At 73.7% G+C, this 19887-nt stretch carries 17 protein-coding genes; 9 read left to right on the top strand and 8 right to left on the bottom strand.

Annotated features, from left to right (window positions below):
• Position 1 precedes the first annotated feature (1 nt).
• Positions 2-583 (bottom strand): hypothetical protein, encoded by a 582-nt coding sequence (locus ACFZB9_RS09230; RefSeq protein ID WP_391445138.1) that lies wholly within the window; start codon positions 581-583, stop codon positions 2-4.
• A gap of 118 nt (positions 584-701) precedes the next feature.
• Between ACFZB9_RS09230 and ACFZB9_RS09225 the strand changes: the two genes are divergently transcribed.
• The 3 genes from ACFZB9_RS09225 to ACFZB9_RS09215 all read left to right on the top strand — a co-directional run bounded on the left by ACFZB9_RS09225 (position 702) and on the right by ACFZB9_RS09215 (position 3466).
• Positions 702-1217, top strand: coding sequence for a helix-turn-helix transcriptional regulator (locus ACFZB9_RS09225; protein ID WP_391445136.1), 516 nt, complete (start codon positions 702-704; stop codon positions 1215-1217).
• Between the two features lie 147 nt (positions 1218-1364).
• Positions 1365-2561, top strand: a complete 1197-nt coding sequence (locus ACFZB9_RS09220; RefSeq protein ID WP_391445134.1) for a DUF2306 domain-containing protein — start codon at positions 1365-1367, stop codon at positions 2559-2561.
• Complete coding sequence (locus ACFZB9_RS09215; protein ID WP_391445132.1) at positions 2558-3466, top strand: hypothetical protein; 909 nt, start codon at positions 2558-2560, stop codon at positions 3464-3466. Before ACFZB9_RS09220 ends, ACFZB9_RS09215 begins: the two co-directional genes overlap by 4 nt.
• Positions 3467-3536: 70 nt before the next feature.
• Here the strand turns inward: ACFZB9_RS09215 and ACFZB9_RS09210 are convergent, their stop codons facing one another.
• From ACFZB9_RS09210 to ACFZB9_RS09185, 6 genes are all read right to left on the bottom strand, one after another.
• Positions 3537-8237, bottom strand: coding sequence for a caspase family protein (locus ACFZB9_RS09210; protein WP_391445131.1), 4701 nt, complete (start codon positions 8235-8237; stop codon positions 3537-3539).
• Positions 8234-8665, bottom strand: coding sequence for a hypothetical protein (locus ACFZB9_RS09205; protein WP_391445129.1), 432 nt, complete (start codon positions 8663-8665; stop codon positions 8234-8236). The genes ACFZB9_RS09210 and ACFZB9_RS09205 overlap by 4 nt, the downstream gene beginning before the upstream one ends.
• A gap of 137 nt (positions 8666-8802) precedes the next feature.
• Positions 8803-9984 carry an NlpC/P60 family protein gene (locus ACFZB9_RS09200; protein ID WP_391445128.1) on the bottom strand — a complete coding sequence of 394 codons (1182 nt, stop codon included), beginning with the start codon at positions 9982-9984 and terminating at the stop codon, positions 8803-8805.
• A 228-nt stretch (positions 9985-10212) separates the two neighbouring features.
• Positions 10213-10857, bottom strand: a complete 645-nt coding sequence (gene pcp / locus ACFZB9_RS09195) for a pyroglutamyl-peptidase I (RefSeq protein WP_391445126.1) — start codon at positions 10855-10857, stop codon at positions 10213-10215.
• 40 nt (positions 10858-10897) lie between these two features.
• Complete coding sequence (locus ACFZB9_RS09190; protein WP_391445124.1) at positions 10898-11866, bottom strand: DUF979 domain-containing protein; 969 nt, start codon at positions 11864-11866, stop codon at positions 10898-10900.
• A complete protein-coding gene (locus ACFZB9_RS09185; protein ID WP_391445123.1) occupies positions 11863-12615 on the bottom strand; it encodes a DUF969 domain-containing protein in 753 nt (250 codons plus the stop codon). Before ACFZB9_RS09185 ends, ACFZB9_RS09190 begins: the two co-directional genes overlap by 4 nt.
• A 253-nt stretch (positions 12616-12868) precedes the next feature.
• Between ACFZB9_RS09185 and ACFZB9_RS09180 the strand changes: the two genes are divergently transcribed.
• From ACFZB9_RS09180 to ACFZB9_RS09155, 6 genes are all read left to right on the top strand, one after another.
• Positions 12869-13579 carry a GntR family transcriptional regulator gene (locus ACFZB9_RS09180; RefSeq protein ID WP_391445121.1) on the top strand — a complete coding sequence of 237 codons (711 nt, stop codon included), beginning with the start codon at positions 12869-12871 and terminating at the stop codon, positions 13577-13579.
• A gap of 80 nt (positions 13580-13659) precedes the next feature.
• Entirely contained in the window at positions 13660-14412 is a 753-nt protein-coding gene (locus ACFZB9_RS09175; protein WP_391445119.1) for a LamB/YcsF family protein, read from the top strand.
• Positions 14409-15029 carry an allophanate hydrolase subunit 1 gene (locus tag ACFZB9_RS09170; protein ID WP_391445117.1) on the top strand — a complete coding sequence of 207 codons (621 nt, stop codon included), beginning with the start codon at positions 14409-14411 and terminating at the stop codon, positions 15027-15029. The genes ACFZB9_RS09175 and ACFZB9_RS09170 overlap by 4 nt, the downstream gene beginning before the upstream one ends.
• On the top strand, positions 15026-15895 hold the full coding sequence (locus tag ACFZB9_RS09165; protein ID WP_391445115.1) for a biotin-dependent carboxyltransferase family protein: 870 nt from the start codon (positions 15026-15028) through the stop codon (positions 15893-15895). The genes ACFZB9_RS09170 and ACFZB9_RS09165 overlap by 4 nt, the downstream gene beginning before the upstream one ends.
• Positions 15896-15942: 47 nt before the next feature.
• Positions 15943-16362, top strand: a complete 420-nt coding sequence (locus tag ACFZB9_RS09160) for a helix-turn-helix domain-containing protein (RefSeq protein ID WP_391445113.1) — start codon at positions 15943-15945, stop codon at positions 16360-16362.
• 11 nt (positions 16363-16373) lie between these two features.
• On the top strand, positions 16374-18767 hold the full coding sequence (locus tag ACFZB9_RS09155; RefSeq protein ID WP_391445111.1) for an ATP-binding cassette domain-containing protein: 2394 nt from the start codon (positions 16374-16376) through the stop codon (positions 18765-18767).
• 106 nt (positions 18768-18873) lie between these two features.
• On the opposite strand, the gene ACFZB9_RS09150 is transcribed toward ACFZB9_RS09155, so the two are convergent.
• Complete coding sequence (locus ACFZB9_RS09150) at positions 18874-19647, bottom strand: YhjD/YihY/BrkB family envelope integrity protein (RefSeq protein WP_391445109.1); 774 nt, start codon at positions 19645-19647, stop codon at positions 18874-18876.
• Positions 19648-19887: the final 240 nt, after the last annotated feature.

Genomic DNA, 19887 nt, shown 5'->3' with positions numbered 1-19887 from the left:
CTCAGCGGCCGTCGCCGCCCAGCACCCGCCGCAGCGCTTCGACGACCGAGTCGGCGGGGAACCGCAGGCGGGCCGCCTCCTCCGCGAGTTCCAGGGTGGTGGCGAGCTCCTGCGGTGCGGCATCGGCGACCAGGCCCCGCATCCAGGCCAGCAGTTCGGCGGGCACCTGGGGCCGGCTCCCGGCCAGGATGACGGCGTCCGCCACCTCGACCTCCGCCACCTCGACCTCCGGCGCCGGCCCCGGGAACGCCCGTACCGGCGGGGCGGGATCGGGCCGCGGTTCGAGCGGGCGTCCCCAGGCCGAGGACCGGGCGGCCCCGGCCCCGGCCCCGGCCGGGCACGGCGCCGGGAGCATCTCGCCCTGGCTGGCGTACCGTCCGGCGGGCAGCCCGACCTTGTAGGGGTGCACGCACACCGGGACGCCCTGGGCGGTGTACCGGAACCCGGTCCGCGGGTCGAACGGCGCCTCGCGTGCGGGCCGGTCGTAGACGTCGAACCGCCCGCCCGGGTACCGCAGTGCCGGGCAGATCCAGCAGACGTCATGGTCGCTGTCGTCGTCGATGAACGGTGTGTCCGTGCCCATGCCGCCGCACCCTACCGCCTCCCACGTACCGCCGACCGCCCACCGCCGCCCACTGCCGATACCGCCCACCGCCGACGGCCGGGCGACCGCGCCCGCCCGCTCGCGATACGGTCGCGGCATGGCTGACACCCGGCTGACCACACCCTCGTTCCTCGTCCTCGGCATCATCGACAAGCTCGGCGAAGCCAGCCCGTACGACGTGAAGGTCGAAGCGGCCCGCACGGTGGCGCCGTTCTGGTCGGTGCCGCACGCGCAGGTGTACGCGCAGTGCGACCGGCTCGCGCAGGCGGGTCTGCTCTCCGAGGTCCGGCAGGAGGGCGGGCGCAACCGGCGGCTGATGAAGCTGACCGAGGCGGGCCGCGCGGCGCTGGCGGGGTGGCTCGCGGACACGGCCTTCGTCCCGGTCGAGGCGCGCGAGCGCAGCATCCTGAAGCTCTGGTTCGGCGCCCGGGGCGAGGTGCTCGCTCCGGAGCAACTGACCCAGCACCACGACACCTTGGCGCAGTACGAGGACCTCGCCGAGAGCGTCGGCGCGCTGCTGACCCGGGGTCAGCGCGAGGCGCTGGAGTTCGGTATCCGCTACGAGCGGATGATGGTCGACTTCTGGCAGTGGGTGGAGCACCACGAGGCCTGAGGCCGGGCGGGCCACGCCCTGGTCGCCTGACAACGACGACAGTGCACGGGCGTTGACCCCGTCCCTGGACCGCCGCTACCTTCTCGATAGTCCAGAAAGGACTATCGAGAAGGTAGCCGGGAGCGGGTACACCCCGAGGGAGCCGCCGTGAACCGTCTCAGGAACGTCGCCTGGGGGCGCGTGGCCACGATCGCCGTGGTGGTCGTCTGCCTGGGTTACGCACCGATCGCGATGACCGAACTGTGGCCGTACGCACACCCGGGCGCACCGGCGTTCGGGCAGTGGGTCCTGGCCCGCGTGGTGTCACCGCGCTATGTGGCGGACGCCTTCGCCACCCGGATCGGGCCGTACGGGCGCAGCCTGGTGCCGCTGATCGTCCACTCGGTGCTCGGCGGCCTGCTGATGGTGCTCGGGCCGGTGCAACTGCTCTCGGCGGTACGCCGGCGCCGGCGGCTGCACCGGATCAGCGGGGTGGTGTTCACGCTGACCGTCTACGTCTCGATGGCGGGCGCCGCCGTCTACCTGGCGCGCACCCGTCCGGCCGACGCGTTCGGCGGGTCGGCCTTCTGGATCATGCTCGCCACCATCCTGGTCGGCACGGTGCTGAGCGCGACCTTCGGCATCCTCGCCGCCCTCGGGCGCTACCCGGACCTGCACCAGCGGTGGATGCTGCTCTGCTACGGGTACCTGATGACCGCTCCGCTGCTGCGCCTGGAGTGGGGCGCGCTGCCCTGGCTGCTGCCCGGACTGTCGATGGCGCAGATCAACCAGGTGGCGATCATGCACCTCGGCTCCGTGGTCGTCTTCGGCGCACTGCTGGCCTCCCGGGCGATCGACCGGCGGGAGAGCGTGCCCGGGGTCCGGGGGAGCTGGGTGCCGCTGCCGGTGCTCGCCGTGGCGCAGTCGGCCGGTGCGGCGGCCCTGGGCTGGATCATCAGGTCGTACTGGGGCTGGGGGACGGAAGGGCGCCGGCTGCTGTTCGCGTACCTGATTCCCTACGCCCTGACCTATGCGGTCCTGATGGTCCGCCAGTGGCGCGCGGGACGGGCCGGGGCGGGCTGGGCACGCGAGGAGTGGCGCCTGCACCTGGTCGCGCTCGCGGCGGCACCGGTGTTCTCGGTCGGCACGGCGCAGCTGTTCGAACGGCAGCTGGGGCTCGACGCCCGCACGGCCCTGTCCGCGGGGGTCGGCATCGGCTGCGGGGTGCTGGCGTTCACGGCGACCGCGGTGGTCGGCCTGCGGGTGATGTACGGCCGCGAGCTGCTCCGGCGTCGGGCGCCGGGCGCCGGCCGGCCCGCCGACCTGTCCGTGGCACTCAACCACCAGCTGAGGGAGCAGAGTTGAGCACTGTCGAGGTGGCGCCGGCCACCGACCTCGAAGGACGCGGACTGACCGCGGCCGTGACGGTGCTGGCCACCGTGGTGGCGGTGGTCAGCGGTCTGACCGGCGCGCTGATGGCGGCCGTGAGCCTGTCGGGCCACGTCTTCGGCGCCTGGGCGTCGCCCGAGCCGCTGAGCCCCGGGCTGATCGGCGCGGCCATGCTGGGTGTCGCGCCCGGCCTGCTCGCCGTCGGCCGGGCCCGGGTCTGGGAGGAGGTGCGGACGCTGGTCCTGCCGACCGCCGTCGTGCTGCTCGGCCTGCTCACGGTGTCGCTGCTCAATGCCCGCCAACTGCAGGTGGTCCGCGGCGGTTCGCTCTTCCTGGTGATGTTCAGCCTCGGCTGGGTCGCCGTGCTCGGCGTGCTCGGGTTGCTCGCGCTCGGCTGTCTGGCCCGGCAGTTCCTGGAGCCGGCCCACCCGTCGGCCCACCCGTCGGCCCACCCGTCGGCCCGCCCGCCGGCCGCGCGGTCCGTCCCGCTGCCGGGCTGGTCGAAGCCGTTCATGGCCGTGCTCGGGTCGGGCTGGTTCGGCATCGGGGCGGGGCTGCTGGCCGTCCCGGGCTTCTGGGCGGCCCTGGTGCCCTGGCACGTCGACCGTCCGGACGCGCAGGCGCTCGGTGTCTGGGGGATCGCGCTGGGGGTGGGCGTCCTCGGCGCGCTGGCCGAGGACGATCTGACCCGGCTGCGCCCCGCGCTGATCGCGCTGCCCGGCATCGCCGTGGCCGTGGCCGTGGAACTGGGCGTCCGGGCCTCGGCGGTGCACTGGGCCTGCGGCCCGGCGCTGTCCCTGGTCACCCTGGTCGGCGGCCTGCTGGTGGCCGGACTGACCGGGCAGTGGCTGCTCTCCCGACACGAAGCGCCGCAGGCCTGACCGGGTCGACGCCCGGCGGCGGGGCCGGTTCAGGGCGTAGGGCTCGTCTGGCCCTGTCCGGCCCTGCCGCTCAGGACGGGCAGGTCTGCTGATAGCCCAGGCCCGGAACGTAGTTGAGCCAGTCCCGGGCCGAGAGGCCGCCGCCGGCCCGGGTGCAGGCCAGTGTGCGGGCGTGGTCGCGCAGCGCGTCGATCGCGCTGAGGTCGTTCAGGTTGACGGTCCTGTCCTCGGAGCCGGTCAGCAGGGTCCTGCCGTCCGGAGTGAGCGCGACGGAGGTGATCGAGCCGGTACGGCTGCTGGAGCTGCCCAGGTCATGGGGCTGGACCGGGTTGGTGACGTCCCAGATGATCGCCGTCCGGTCGGCGCTCCCGGACACCAGGGTGTGGCCGTCGGGGCTGAACGCCAGGGCCAGTACCCAGCTGTTGTGGTCGGTGAGGGGCTGGCCGAGCTGGTGCGCCTGGGCCGGTTCGCTGGTGTCCCAGAGCATCACGGTGGTGTCCAGGCTGCCGGTGGCCAGGGTGTGTCCGTCGGGGCTGAACGCCAGCGCGACGACCCAGTTGGTGTGGCCGCCCAGTTGACGTACCTGCCGGGGGTGGGCCGGGTCGCTGGTGTCCCACAGGATGGCGGTCCCGTCCCAGCTGCCGGTGGCCATCGTGCGCCCGTCGGCGGTGAAGGCCACGGCGGCGACGGTGTTGCGGTGGCCGGTGAGCGGTCGGCCGAGCAGAACGGGGTCGGACGGATCGGTGGTGTTCCAGAGCCTGGCCGTGCCGTCGCCGCCGACGGTGGCGAGGGTGTGTCCCACCGGCCTGAACGCGAGCCCCTGGACCCCGCCGGTGTTGGCGGTGAACTTCCGCAGCTGCCGGGGGTGGTGTGGATCGGTGGTGTCCCAGAGGATCACGGTGGCGTCCAGGCTGCCGGTGGCCAGCAGGTGCCCGTCGGGGCTGAAGGCCACGGTGTCCACCGAGTCGCTCTGGCCGGTGAGGGCGGGGGAGATCTCGCTCGGGTGCTGCCGGTCGCCGATGTCCCACAGCACGGTCGAGCCCTCGCTGCCGGCGGTGGCCAGGGTACGGCCGTCCGGGCTGACCGCGATCGACGTCACCGTGCCGGTGTGGCCGCCGAGCCGGGCGAGCAGGAGGGCCTCGGAGCCGGAGCCCCTGGCGTCCCAGAGGATCACGGTGTTGTCCGCGCCAGCGGTGGCCAGCAACTGGGCCTGGTGGCCCTGGAGGTCCGGTTGGGAGCTGAAGGCCACCGCGTACGACCAGGTGGACCGGCCCAGGGTGCCGCCTCCGATCTGCCGGGGGTTGGCGGGATCGGTGGTGTCCCACGAGCTGGTGGCGTGGTCGCTCTCGGCGACGTCGATCCGGTTGGCGACGACGATCAGGGACCGCACGGGGGAGTTCCTGAGCGGGAGTTGGCCCAGCAGGTGGGGGTTGGCCGGATCGCCGGCGTCCCACAGCAGAACCTGGCCGTCGGCGCCGCCGGTGGCGAGGTCGTGCCCGTCGGGGGTGAAGCCGAGGGCGCTGACCAGCTGGGTGTGGCCCTTGAGCGGCCCGCCCAGCGGGCGTGGGCTGCCGGGGTCGCTGACGTCCCACAGCAGGACGGTGGCGTCCGCACCACCCATGGCCAGCACGTGGCTGTCGGGCCGGAAGGCGATCGACCCGATCACGCCGGTGTGGCCGGTCAGCGGACCGCCGAGCGGGTGGGGCTGGTCGGGCCGGGTCGTGTCCCACAGCTGGACCGTGCCGTCGCTGCCGCCGGCGGCCAGGGTGTGTCCGTCCGGCGCGAAGGCAAGGCACTGCACGCCGGTCGGTCCGGTCAGCGGATCGCCGAGCCGCCGGGGGTGGTCCGGGGTGCTGACGTCCCACAGCAGGACGTGGTCGTCCGCGCCACCGGCCGCCAGCGTGTGCCCGTCGGGGCTGAAGGCGACCGCGTAGACCCCGGCGGCGTTCCCGGCGAGCGGGGCGCCGAGGGTGCGGGGGCTGTGGGGGTCACTGGTGTCCCACAGGGTCACGGTGCCGTCCTCGCTCGCGGCGGCCAGGATCCGGCCGCCGGGCGCGAACGCCACCCCCGCCACGGTGTCGCGGGGGCCGGTCAGCGTGCTGCTGTAGGGCGTCAGCAGGGTGCTGAGCAGGTTGGCGGTGCTCTGCGGGGTGTGGTGCAGGGAATCGGCCGCGATGCCGAGCCGCAGGGCGAGTTGCGGCGCGTTGCCCCGGGCGGCGTCGGCCTGGCTGAGCAGGGCCAGCGCGGAGGCCTCGCGCTGGCGCTGCAGGGCCTGCTGGCGGCCCTGGACGGCGAGGCCGGCGGCGAGCAGCGAGACCACCATCAGCAGTGCCATGGCCGTCGCGCTAAGGGTCCGGGCGCGACGCCGCCGCAGGTCCGCGCGCAGGCTCGCGGTCAGGAACTCCTCGGCCAGGCGCCCGAGCCGGCCGCTGCCCTCGCCCTGCCCACCGGTCTCCCGGCCGCCCTGCCCACCGGTCTCCCGGCCGCCCTGGCCGCCACCCAGCCCACGCGCGAGTTCGAGCGTGGCGCCGCGGTAGAGCGCCCCGGCGTCCCGGCCCTCGCGCTGCCACTCCTCGGCGGCCTCCAGCAGCTTCTGCTGGACCAGCAGGTCGGCGCGGCCGGTGTCGATCCAGCCGCGCAGCCGCCGCCAGGCGCGCAGCAGCGCCTCGTGGGCGATCTGCGCGGTGTCGCCGTCCAGGGTGATCAGCCGCGCCCGGGCCAGCGCGTCGCGCGCGGTGGCGATCGCGGCGGCCTCGCCCGGCGGCCGTTCGGCCCGCAGGGCGGCCAGATCGAGCAGGCGCCGGGTGTCCTCGGTGTTCTCGCTGATCCGGACCATCCGCAGCAGCATCAGCTCGGCGGCCCGCTGGGCCTGCGGGTCGAGGGCGTCGTAGGTGAGGTCCGCCTGCCGGGTGATGGCCTCCCAGATGCCGCCGGTGGCGCTGTAGCCGGCCAGCGTCAGGGTGCGGCCCGTGCGGCGGCCCCAGGTGAGCCAGAGGGCGTAGGCGAGCAGCGGCAGGGTGCCGCCGGAGAAGTCGCCACCGGAGAAGCCGCCGCCGGCGCGCAGATCGCGCAGCAGGGTGTCGGCGAGGCCCGCCTCCAGGGTGAGACCGGCGAGTTCGGCGGGCCTCTCGATCGCCTCGCGCAGTTGCTCGGGCGTCATCGGTTCGACCGGGACCTGACGGTCCGTCAGCGTGGCGACGAGTTCGGGGTAGGCCAGGCAGGAGGCGTAGAAGTCCGCCCGGATGCCCAGCACGACCAGCGCCGGCGGTGCGGTGCCCGCTTCGTCGGCATCCCCGGCGCGCACCCCGGCGGCACCTCCACCGCCCTCCCCACCGGCCTCCTCGTCGGCCTCCGCACCGGCAGGTCGCGGATCCGGGTCCGGGTCCGGGTCCGGGGCCGGGTTCGCCGCCGCCGCGCACAGCGCCGTGATGAAGGCGTGCCGCTCCGCCTCGTCCTGGCAGGCGGTGAACAGCTCCTCGAACTGGTCCACCACCAGCAGCAGTCGCCCGTCCCGCACCTGTCGCCCGCCGCCCAGCCGGTGCAGGGCCCGGCGGATCAGCGCGGCCGAACGCGCCGGGTCGGTGCGCAGCTCGGCCAGGACCGTGGCCCGGTGCAGGCCCGTCGGCCCGGCCAGCTGCCCGGCCAGGGCGTCCAGCGGGTGCTCGCCGGGGGTGAGGACGAGCTGCGGCCAGGTTCCGGCCCCGGGGATGCGCAGTTCGCCGCGCTTGACGGCGGGCAGCAGGCCGGCCCGCAGCAGCGAGGACTTCCCCGCGCCGGACAGCCCCACCAGCGCGACCGGGCCGCCGTCCGTCGACCAGCCCGCCAGCTTGCCGAGCAGCTCGCCGGTCAGCTCGCCGCGGCCGAAGAAGAACCGCGCGTCGTCGGCCGTGAACGGGTCCAGCCCGGGATAGGGGCAGACCGGATCGTCCGGCCGGGCCTCGCCCGGCTGGGCCGTGGTTGACGCGGTGTCGGCCGACGGCGTGGCGGGTCGCGGCGCCGCCTGGGGATTGGCGGCCAGCACCAGGTCGCCGGCGCGGCCGCTGAGCTGGCGCTCCGGCGCGGGCAGGCCCAGCAGCGGCAGGACCCGGCGCAGATGGCGGTAGCCGGCCTCCAGCGTCAGCTCCGGCGGCCCGCCCGGCTCGCCCTCGCGCAGGAAGCGCAGGAACGCGCCGGTGAACGCCGTGTACGGCTCGCCCGCGATGGCCAGCGCCTGTTCGTCCCGGGAGGCCGAGGCGAGCAGGTAGGTGCCGCCGAGCGAGGCGAGTGCGAAGCCGTCGCCGGCCGCGGTGCCGAACGAGCCGCGGGCCCGTCCGGCGAAGCAGCAGTCCAGCACGACGATGATCGACCGGGCCCGGCAGTTGCTGAAGGCCTCCCGCAGGGCCTGGTACGGCAGCGCCTTGAACGCCAGCCCCTCGGCCACGTCGTCGGTGGCGGCGGTCGCCAGGTAGAGCTCGTTGCCGGGGCTGACCAGTCCGTGGCCCACGTAGTAGACCAGCAGCACGTCCTCGGCCTGCCGGGCCGCCTCCACCAGGGCGTTGCCGAACTCGATGGGGTCGCGCGGGTCGATCAGTGGGGTGTGCAGATTCTCCGGCCGCAGACCGCAGTTCTCCACCAGGACCCGGCCCACCTCGCGCACGCCGGCCGCCACCGCCGGCACGTCCGGCAGCCGGGAGCCGGGCGTGTGCCGGCCGGTGCCGACCAGCAGGGCTCGCGAGCCCGGCGAGCTGAGCGCGGTGACCGGGGGAAGCCCGCCCGGGGCACCCGAGGTCACCGCGCGCCCTGCCCCTGCCCGTCCCCGGGCCCGGCCCCGTCCCCGGATTCGGGGGAGCCGCCCCGGTCGAGCGAACGCGCCAGCTCGGCCGTCAACTGCCGCACCTGCGCCGCGTCCAGGCCGCTGACGTGGCTGGCGCTGAACTCGGTGGCGGTGCCGTCGGGCCGGGTCACCTTCACCGACACGTTGCCCCGCTGCCGGCGGATCCAGGAGATCAGCACGCTCGCCACGGCCGTCGCCACGCCGCCGGGCCCGAGCGCCACGGTGAGCGTCTCCGCGAGGGCCCCCAGCGCGCCCGGCGGGGGCGGAGCCTCGTCCAGCACCACCCGGCCGCGCAGTGCCTCCTCCTCGACCAGCCACTGCCGTAGCGAGCGCAGCTCGTCGGCGGAACCGCCGCCCTCGACCCGGACCAGCACCCGCTTCTCCACCAGACCCCCACCGCCCCGATGCCCGGGCCGACCCCGGACCGGCGCCCGGGATTCGCTGACATCCTGACACGGCATCAGGCCGCCCGCCGGGGGATTGGGGAGAGTGTGCGCTCCGCCCGATCCCCCGGCGGGGCAACTCAGGGGCGGATGATCGCCACGATCGTCATCACCGTGGCGGACTCGTAGTGGACCACCGCGCCGGGCTTGGGCGCGTGGATGATCTGGCCGCCGCCGACATACATCCCCACGTGGCCCCGGTCGGCGAAGTAGATGATCAGGTCGCCGGGCTGGGCGTTGGCGATGTTGGTGCCGACGTTGGTCCCGTAGGTGGCCTGCTCCTGCGAGGTGCGCGGCAGCGCGATGCCGGCCTGGGCGTAGGACCACTGCATCAGGCCCGAGCAGTCGAAGACCGAGGGGCCGGCGCCGCCGGGCACGTAGGGCATCCCGAGCCGGCTCTTGGCGGCGGCGATCGCGGCCTGCGCGGCCGAGTTGCCGGCGGGCGGTGTGGTCGTGCCGGCGCCGGCCGAGGTGTCGCCGGAACCGGAACCGGAACCGGACGCCGTGCCCGGGTCGGTGCGGGACCCGCCGCGCGAGGCGGTCTGGGTATCGGCCTGGGTCTTGGCGTCGGCGGCTGCCTTGGCATCCGCCGCGGCCTTGTCGGCCGCCGCCTTGGCGTCGGCCGAGGCCTTCGCCTCCGCCGCGGCCAGCGCCTGGCGCTGCTGCTCGGTGAGCGAGTTGAGCAGGTCCTGGGCCTTCTTCAGCTTGGCCTGGACGTCGTCCTTGGCGGCCTTCAGCTGCTGCGTGGTGGCGTCCAGCTCGGCGAGCTTGGCCTGCGCCTCGGTCTTGCTCTGGTCGAGCGTGCGCTGCTGCGCCTTGAGGTCCTTCAGGGCCGCGGACTCGGTGTCGCTCAGCTGGTTGAGCGACTTGGCCTGGTCCAGGAAGTTGTCCGGCTTGGTGGAGAGCATCATCTGCACCGTGGGCGATATTCCGTTGCTGGCGTACTCGTCGGCGGCCACCGAGGCCAGTCCGGACTGCAGGTCGGAGACCTTGCCCTGCTGGCGGGCCAGCTGGTCCTGCAGGTCGCCGACCTGCTTCTGCAGGGTCTGCTGCTTGGCCTGCGCGCCGTCGTAGTTCTGGGTGGCCAGCTCCGTCTGGTGGTTGAGGTCGTCGACCTGGGACTTGACCTGGTCCAGTGAGGGCGGCGCCGGGTCGGCGTGCGCGGCTCCCTGCGCGGAGAGCGCCATGGCCGTGGCGGCGGTGGCGGTCAGGATCGACGCACGCGTGCGGCCGACGGGCTTGGGACGACGGTGGGACGCCATGGGCTGCCTCTCCCTCGCGGGGGACACATGGTTCCCCGGCACCGCTCGGCAGCTCCCTCGCGAGGGTTCCCCGTCGGACAGTCAACTGTCCGCGCTGCGCTAGAACTCGGCGGTCACCGCCGCTGCCACCCGGGCCGGGTGATCACCATCGCGACGGTCTGCTTGCCGACCTTAGTGATAACTCTGTGATCTGTTCAAATCTTTGGCGGCAAAACTTTCCAACGCCCGTCAGTGAATGGTTCCTTCGAAGGTGTGCACGTCAATGCTCCGACCGGCGGCGCAGGCCAGCAGGGCACGCAGGCCATGGGCGGCCGAGGCGGTCGGCAGCGAGGGGACCGGCTGCTCCAGCACCTGCTCGGGCAGCGATGGCAGGTGGACGAAGCCACCGCGCGTCGTGGGCCGTTCGACCGCGATCAGGTGCATCAGGGCGTAGAAGACATGATTGCAGACGAACGTTCCGGCGCTGTGCGACAGCGAGGCGGGCACGCCCGCCTCCCGCACGGCGGCCACACAGGCCTTCACCGGCAGAGTGGCGAAGTAGGCGGCGGGGCCACCGGCCACCACCGGCTCGTCGACAGGGCGGCGCCCGGCGTTGTCGGGGATGCGCGCGTCGTCGATGTTGACGGCGATGCGCTCCACGCTGATGTCGGGCCGCCCGTGGGCCTGACCGACGCAGACCACCAGCTCGGGGTCGGTCGCCCGGACGGCGGCCCGCAGTTCGTCGACCGCCTGGCCGAAGACACAGCTCAGTCGCAGTGGTGTCACCTCCAGTCCGTCGGGAGCGTCGGCCGCGACCAGGCGCACGGCCTCCCATGAGGGATTACGGGTGGCGCCGTCGAACGGTTCAAAGCCGGTGAGCAGGACACGGGTCATCGGGCGGTCAACACCTCTCGGCGGATCACGAAGGCGAGGGTCAGAAGGCGAAGAACGAGAGAATGGCGATGTTGCAGACCAACAGCGCCCCCGCGGTGGGGATCTGAGCCTTGATCGGCCCGTACTGGTCCTTCAGTTCCAGCAGCGCCGCGGGCACCAGGTTGAAGTTGGCGGCCATCGGCGTCACCAGGGTGCCGCAGAAGCCGGCCAGCATCCCGACCGCCAGCACCACCGCCGGATTCCCGTGCAGTTGGGTGACCAGGACCGGCCAGCCGATCGCGGCGGTCATGACGGGGAAGGCGGCGAAGGCGTTGCCCATGACGATGGTGAACAGGGCCATACCGACGCAGTAGAGCACCACGGCCGGGAACTTGCTGCCGTGCGGCAGGATGTCGGTGGTGAGCCTGCCGACCTGGGTGCCGACCCCGGCCACCTGGAAGATCGAGCCGAGGACGGCTAGCAGCTGGGGCAGCAGCAGCGCCCAGCCCATCGATTCGAGCAGGCCGCGCCCGGCGTGCAGGGCCGCCACGGGCTTGCGCTCGCGCGTCACCAGCAGGGCGACCAGCAGTGCGACCACCGCGCCGATCCCCAGCCCCACGATGGTCTCGCTGCCCGCCTGGAGCAGCGGCCGGTTGCCGAGGTGCCAGTCCTTGACCACGGTCGAGCAGAGCACGGCCACCAGCGGGACGGTCAGGGCGGGGACGAACAGGCGGTTGCCGAGCCTGGCCGCACCGGCGGCGCGCTGTTCGGGCTCCGGGATGCGGGAGGCGCCGCGCCCGGTGAGGCCGAAGCCCGCCAGTGCGATCATCACCAGGACCGCGGCGCCCAGCGGTGCGGCGGGCGCGGTCCTGCGCACCACCCAGGTCCCGTAGATGAAGCTCAGGCCCAGCAGCCCCCAGAAGGCGGCGGAGCCGAACCGCTTGGGGTTGCTGCGGTCGAGTGCCATCTGCCCGGCCATCGCCAGGAACATGGCGCCGATCAGCCAGTACAGCCATTCCGCCTGGATCACTTCGCCTCCCCGGCCTGGCCGCGGTCGGTGGCGGCGGTGGGCTGCGGGGGTGTGGTCTTCGTGGTCTTCACGTTCGGCACGGTGGCGTTCTCCCGGTCGAGGGCACGGTCCACGCGCAGCAGCTGGATGCCGTGGATGACGGTCGCGCACAGCGCGGTGGGGATGGCCCACAGGGCGAGCTGGGTCGGTTCCAGGTGCGTGTGGTAGGTCGCGTTGGCGAAGCCGGTGATCAGCAGGATCGAGCCGACCGCGAGGAAGCAGTCCTCGCCGAAGAAGAGTCCGACCGTGTCGGCGCTGGCGGCGTAGGAGCGGATCCGCTCGCGGGCCCGCTGGGTGAGCGTGCCGTGGCGGCGCTCGGCGGCCGCCTCCGCCATCGGGGCGAGCATCGGGCGGACCGCCTGGGCCGGGCCGCCCAGCCCGGTGAGGCCGAGGGCCGCGGAGAGCTGACGCAGGACCAGGTAGATCGCCAGCAGTCGCCCGGTGCTGAGCGCGCCGAGCTTGCCGATCAGGGTGCGGGCCTGTTCCTGCAGGCCGCGGTGTTCCAGGAGTCCGATGACCGGCAGGACGATGACGAAGATGGTCACCGAGCGGCTGGAGGCGAAGCCGGTGCCGAAGGCTTCCAGCACCTTCATGGGCGAGAGCTTGCCCAGCAGGCCGGTGACGACGCCCGCCACGCCGACGATCAACAGGGGGTTGCGCCTGGTGGCGAATCCTGCCACCACGACGAGGATGCCGAAGAGAACGATCACGCTCTTGGCCGCCTTCCGAAGGAGGTTCCCGGCCTTGTGGGGGAGGCCCTGGGGGAGAGTTGAGCCGAGGTTAGGGGATTGTTGAACAATCCCACAAGAGTCGGTGTACCGTTCTCCGCTAACGGATCGGCTACGGGCCGCCGGGGCCTCGGGGCGCCGCCGCGCCCGGCCGAGGTACGCCCGGCCGAGCCGCGCAGCGGCCCGCTCCACGGCGGTGTTGGATCGGGATACATGATCAGAAAGGAGGGCCGCCGTGGTCTCGGAGGAACGGGCGACGACCGGGGAGTTCAGCGCCATCGCGGCCGATCGCGGGCGCCTGGGGCGCACCAGCGCGGCACAGCGCGTGGCCGAACTGCTCTGCGAGCACATCACCGAAGGCCGCCTCGCCCCCGGCACCAGGCTCTCCGAGGAGGCACTCGGCGAGGCCCTCGCGGTCTCCCGCAACACGCTGCGCGAGGCCTTCCGGCTGCTCGTCGACCAGCGCCTGCTGGTCCACGAGTTGAACCGCGGAGTCTTCGTCCGGGTGCTGCGGCCCGCGGACGTCACCGACATCTTCACCCTGCGCCTGGCCCTGGAAGTGGTCGGCGTCCGGACCGCGCCGCACGCCGCACCCGAGCTGCTCGGCGCCGTGCGCGGCGCGCTGGCCACCGCCGAGGCGGCCGAGCAGCGCGGCGACTGGGTCGCGGTCGGCACCGCTGACCTGCGCTTCCACCAGGCCGTCGCCGCGCTCGCCGGCAGCGAGCGGATCGACGAGTGCATGGCCCGGCTGCTGGCCGAACTGCGCCTGGCCTTCGGCGCCGTGGCCGACGCCCGGGGCCTGCACGAGCCGTTCCTGCGCTGGAACCAGGCGCTGGCCGGGTTGCTGGAGTCGGGCGCCACCGACGACGTGGAAGTGGAACTGACCCGGTATCTGGACGAGGCCCGGAAGGTGATCGTGACCGCCATGACGCAGGCCGGCCAGTGAACGCCGGGGCAGTGCCCGGGGTGCCCAGGTCGCAGGCGCCCGGGGCAGCGGCACCTGGGTCGCAGGCGCCCGGGGCAGCGGTGATCGACCTCAACGCCGACCTGGGCGAGGGCTTCGGCCGCTGGCGGCTCACCGACGACGAGGCGCTGCTCTCGGTGGTCACCAGCGCCAACATCGCCTGCGGCTTCCACGCCGGCGACCCCTCCACCATGCGGCGGGTCTGCGCGATGGCCGCCGAGCGCTCGGTGCGGATCGGCGCGCACGTCTCCTACCGGGACCTGGCCGGCTTCGGCCGCCGCGCGATGGACCTGCCGCTGGACGAGCTGGCCGACGAAGTCGCCTACCAGATCGGCGCCCTGGACACCTTCGCCAAGGCGGCCGGGACCCGGGTCCGCTACGTCAAGCCGCACGGCGCGCTCTACAACCGCACCGTCCACGACGAGGGGCAGGCCGCGGCCGTCGTCGAGGGCCTGCGGCTGGCCGGCCTGACGCTCCCCGTCCTCGGCCTGCCCGGCTCCCGGCTGCACCTGGCCGCGGAGCAGGCCGGACTGCCCACCGTCACCGAGGCGTTCGCCGACCGCGCGTACACCCCGCAGGGCACCCTGGTCTCCCGCCGCGAGGTGGGCTCGGTGCTGCACGATCCCGGCGAGGTGGCCCGGCGCTCGGTGGCCATCGCCCGGGGCGAACCCGTCACCACGCACACCGGCGGCCGGATCCGGCTGCGGGCCCGCTCGCTCTGCCTGCACGGCGACACCCCCGGCGCGGCCGAACTCGCCCACGCGGTGCGGGCCGCGCTGCACGGCGCCGGCGTCCGGATCGAGGCGTTCGCATGAGGGCGCTGCCGGTCGGCCTGGACGCGTTGCTGATCGAACTCGACAGCGCCGGGGAGACCGCCGCCCTCCACGCCGAGCTGCTGCGGATGCGCGAGGCCGGGCAGCTGCCCCGGGTCAGGGAGATCGTCCCGGCCGCCCGGACCGTGCTGCTCGACGGCCTGGACGACCCGCGCGCCCTCGCCCGGCAGCTGGCCGGGCGGCGGGTGCCGGCGCTGCCGGACAGCGCCGGCGAGATCATCACCATCCCGGTGCGCTACGAGGGCGAGGACCTGCCGGCCGTGGCCGCGCTCTGGCAGGTCGGCGAGGACGAGGTCGCCCGGATCCACAGCGCCGCGCAGTACCGGGTGGCCTTCAGCGGATTCGCGCCCGGCTTCGGCTACCTGACCGGCCTCGACCAGCGCTACCACGTACCGCGCCGGGCGGCGCCGCGCACCAGCGTCCCGGCCGGGGCGATCGCGCTGGCCGGGGCCTACACCGGCATCTACCCGCGCTCCTCGCCGGGCGGCTGGCAGCTGATCGGCCGCACCGACGCCGTGCTGTGGGACCCGGCCCGCGAGCCCGCCGCCCTGTTCGCCCCGGGCACCCGGGTCCGCTTCGTCAGCGTGGAGCAGAGATGAGCCTGACCATGGTCCGCCCGGGCCTGCTGACCACCGTTCAGGACCTCGGCCGGCCCGGCCACGCCCACCTCGGCGTCCCCCGCTCCGGGGCGCTGGACCCGAGCGCCCACCGGCTGGCCAACCTCCTGGTGGGCAACCCCGAGCAGGCGGCCACCCTGGAGACCACCCTGCTGGGCTGCGCGGTGCGGGTGCACCGCCCGGTGGTCGCGGCCGTCACCGGAGCGCCCTGCGCGGTGCGCGTCGACGGGCGTCCCGCCGCCTGGGGCGCCCCGCTGCGGCTCGGCGCCGGCGCACTGCTGGAGGCCGGCGCCGCCACCCGGGGCCTGCGCAGCTACCTGGCGTTCGCCGGCGGGATCGGCACCGAGCCCGTGCTCGGCAGCCGCGCCACCGACCTGCTCTCCGGCCTGGGCCCGGCGCCGCTGGCCGTCGAGGACGTGCTGCCGCTCGGTGACGGCCCCACCGGCCCGCCGCCGGCCGCCGACGTGGTGCCGTGGGCGGCCCCGCCCGAGCGCCTGGTGCTGCCGCTGCGGCTGGGCCCGCGCGAGGACTGGTTCACCGCCGCGGCCCTGACCACCCTGGCGGCGAGCGACTACCACGTCTCGCCCGCCAGCAACCGGATCGGCCTGCGCCTGGCGGGCCCGGTGCTGGAGCGCGCCGTCCAGCGGGAACTGCCCAGCGAGGGCATGGTGCTGGGCGCCGTCCAGGTCCCGCCCGACGGCCGTCCCGTGGTCTTCCTCGCCGACCATCCGACCACTGGCGGCTACCCCGTGATCGGCGTGGTGCCCGAGGGGGCCCTGGCCGCGGTGGCCCAGGCACCGCCCGGCACCCCGGTCCGGTTCGTCCCCGAGGCCGGCCGCCGCTGGTGAGCCACCGGGCTCGCCGTCCGGGGCCGGCGCTGTGCGATGGTGGACGGGTGACACTGGAGGACCTGGTCCGGCTGCGCCGGGCCCGTGACCTGATGGACCGCGACTACGCGCAGCCGCTGGACGTCGCGGCGCTGGCGCGGGTGGCCCTGATGTCGCCGGGCCACTTCTCCCGCAGCTTCCGCACGGCCTTCGGCGAGACGCCCTACAGCTACCTCATGACCCGCCGGATCGAGCGCGCCAAGGCGCTGTTGCGGCGCGGCGACCTGTCGGTGACCGAGGTCTGCTTCGCGGTCGGCTGCACCTCGCTGGGATCGTTCAGCTCCCGCTTCACCGAGCTGGTCGGCGAGAGCCCGAGCGCCTACCGGGCCCGCGGCCACGAGGCGGACGCGGCCCTCCCGGCCTGCCTCGCCAAGATCCACACGCGACCGGTCAGGAACGGAGAAGCCAAGCCCGGACCCCGCCCGTAGGGTGAGAGACCATGAACACCAAGCGTGAGAAGACGTCGCCCGCACCGCACAGCGCCGACAGCCACGACCTGATCCGGGTGCACGGCGCGCGGGTGAACAACCTCAAGGACGTCAGCCTCGAACTCCCCAAGCGCCGGCTGACGGTGTTCACCGGTGTCTCCGGCTCGGGCAAGAGCTCGCTGGTGTTCGAGACCATCGCCGCGGAGTCGCAGCGGCTGATCAACGAGACCTACAGTGCCTTCGTGCAGGGCTTCATGCCGACGCTGGCGCGGCCCGAGGTCGACGTCCTCGACGGGCTGACCACCGCGATCATCGTCGACCAGCAGCGCCTGGGCGCCGACCCCCGCTCCACGGTCGGCACCGCCACCGACGCCAACGCGATGCTGCGCATCCTGTTCAGCCGGCTCGGGCGCCCGCATCTCGGCCCGCCCAGCGCGTACGCCTTCAACGTCCCCTCGGTGCACGCCAGCGGTGCGATCACCGTGGCACGGGGCGCCGCCACGAAGGCCGTGAAGGCGACCTTCAACCGCACCGGCGGCATGTGCCCGCGCTGCGAGGGCCGCGGCTCGGTCACCGACATCGACCTCAGCCAGCTCTACGACGACGCCAAGTCGCTCGCCGAGGGCGCCTTCACCATCCCCGGCTGGAAGTCCGACAGCTTCTGGACGGTGCGGGTCTACGCCGAGTCGGGCCTGCTCGATCCGAACAAGCCGATCCGCAAGTTCACCAAGAAGGAGATGCACGACTTCCTCTACCGGGAGCCGACCAAGGTGAAGGTCGAGGGCGTCAACCTCACCTACGAGGGGCTGATCCCCAAGCTCCAGAAGTCGATGCTCTCCAAGGACAAGGAGGCGCTGCAGCCGCACATCCGCGCCTTTGTCGAGCGGGCGGTCACCTTCACCACCTGTCCTGAGTGCGAGGGCACCCGGCTCAGCGAGGGGGCCCGGTCCTCGAAGATCAAGGGCATCAGCATCGCCGACGCCTGCGCCATGCAGATCAGCGACCTGGCCGCCTGGGTGCGCGGCCTCAAGGAGCCCTCGGTGGCGCCGCTGCTCACGGCGCTGGGGCAGAGCCTGGAGTCGTTCACGGAGATCGGGCTGGGCTACCTCGCACTCGACCGCCCCGCCGGCACCCTGTCCGGCGGCGAGGCGCAGCGCGTCAAGATGATCCGCCACCTCGGCTCCTCGCTCACCGACGTCACCTATGTCTTCGACGAGCCCACCACGGGCCTGCACCCGCACGACATCCAGCGGATGAACAACCTGCTGCTGCGCCTGCGGGACAAGGGCAACACGGTGCTCGTGGTGGAGCACAAGCCCGAGGTGATCGCGATCGCCGACCACGTGGTCGACCTCGGCCCCGGCGCCGGCACGGGCGGCGGCACCGTCTGCTTCGAGGGCACCGTGGCGGGGCTGCGGGCCAGCGGCACCATCACCGGGCGCCACTTCGACGACCGGGCCACCCTCAAGGAGACGGTGCGCACGCCCACCGGAAAGCTGCCGATCCGCGGCGCGTCGAGGAACAACCTGCGCGACGTCGACGTCGACATCCCGCTCGGCGTGCTGGCGGTGGTCACCGGCGTCGCGGGCTCCGGCAAGAGCTCGCTGGTGCACGGCTCACTGCCCGGCGCGGGCGAGCTGGACGTGGTCTCGATCGACCAGAGCGCGATCCGCGGCTCGCGGCGCAGCAACCCGGCGACCTACACCGGGCTGCTCGACCCGATCCGCAAGGCCTTCGCCAAGGCCAACAGCGTCAAGCCGGCCCTGTTCAGCGCCAACTCCGAAGGCGCCTGCCCCACCTGCAACGGCGCCGGCGTCGTCTACACCGACCTGGCGATGATGGCCGGCGTGGCCAGCACCTGCGAGGAGTGCGAGGGCAAGCGGTTCGACGCCTCGGTGCTGGAGTACCACCTCGGCGGGCGCGACATCAGCGAGGTGCTCGCGATGTCGGTGACCGAGGCCGAGGAGTTCTTCGGTACCGGTGCGGCCCGCACGCCGGCCGCGCACGCCGTCCTCACCCGGCTCGCCGACGTCGGCCTGGGCTACCTCAGCCTCGGCCAGCCGCTCACCACGCTCTCCGGCGGCGAGCGCCAGCGCCTCAAGCTGGCCACCCACATGGCCGACAAGGGCGGCGTCTACGTCCTCGACGAGCCGACCAGCGGCCTGCACCTCGCCGACGTCGAGCAGCTGCTCGGCCTGCTCGACCGGATCGTCGACTCCGGCAAGTCGGTGATCGTCATCGAGCACCACCAGGCGGTCATGGCGCACGCCGACTGGATCATCGACCTGGGCCCCGGCGCCGGCCACGACGGCGGCCGGGTCGTCTTCGAGGGCACCCCCGCCGACCTGGTCGCCGCCCGCACCACCCTCACCGGCGAGCACCTGGCGGCCTACGTCGGCGCCTGACGGGGGAGCCGGTCGGGCCGGTCGGGCCGGTCCTCAGCCGGTGAGCTCGGCGGCGCGGTACTCGTCGAGGACCTCGACTTACGGCCCGACCTCTTCCGGCCCGACCTCACGGATCCTCGTGCGCCTCGTCCTGGTGCGGCCGGTCCTCGCGCGACCGGTCGTCGCGGCTGACGCGGCCGACCATCGCACCGGCGTACACGGTGTAGCCGACACCGATCAGCCAGGACTGCACGACCAGCACGGACCCGACCGCGCCGTAGGAGACCGCGTTGGAGACGATGAGCGGCGCGAAGACCAGCTGGGAGAAGACCCGGAGCCCGGCGAAGGCGGCCACCGTCGCGATCGCTCCGGGAAACAGGGCCGACCAGGCCACCCGGGAGGCCAGCAGCAGGTGCTGCAACCACCAGAAGTAGAGCACCCCTCCGCAGACGCTCAGCCCGACCCGCAGCACCGAGGCGGCGGTGGCATCGTGCGGGAGCAGGCCGTGCCAGGTGGTGAGCAGGATGACGGCGATCAGTCCGGCCAGCCCGATCACCTGGCGCCATACGGCGTGCCAGGCGCCGGGGCGCAGGTTCCAGATCCGCTCGTAGGTCCGCTGGACGGCGGCCATCAGCGAGATGCCGAACACGGCGAGCGCGGCCAGGCTCAGCGCGGTGGTGGTGTTGAGGACCTCGCTCTTGGAGGCGAACTGCTCGCCCACGGCCTTGGCCGAACGGCCGGACAGCGCGAGACCCTCGTTGATCCAGTCCGCGATACCGCTGCCCCGGCTCGGAAACGCCGCGGCGACCACCACCAGCAGCGGAACGAGCGTGACGAAGAACAGCGCGGCGAAGGCCATCGAGCGGTGCAGCAGCTCGATCTCCTGCCCGCTGCGCCACACGTCCTGTGCCAGCGTCTTGATCTCTCGGCTCAGGTCCCTGACGCGGCGACCGACGGGTTTCGCGACGGCGGCTCACCTCCTCCCTGCTCCCTGTCCTGTCCGCTCCTGCGGCTCGCCGAACACACCCCGTCCCCCCTTCCACGCGCCGGTCCGGCTGACACCTGCCGCTCGACTCACCACCGGATCGCAGTACGTCCGGACGGCTGAGTCCGGTGTCGTGCTAGCTTGGCGGGGTTCGTG

It is taken from the genome of Kitasatospora sp. NPDC008050, from assembly GCF_042957465.1.
Classification (GTDB): domain Bacteria; phylum Actinomycetota; class Actinomycetes; order Streptomycetales; family Streptomycetaceae; genus Kitasatospora.
The sequence above is the reverse complement of the archived record's forward strand: the minus strand, read 5'-3'. Positions and strand labels throughout refer to the sequence as shown.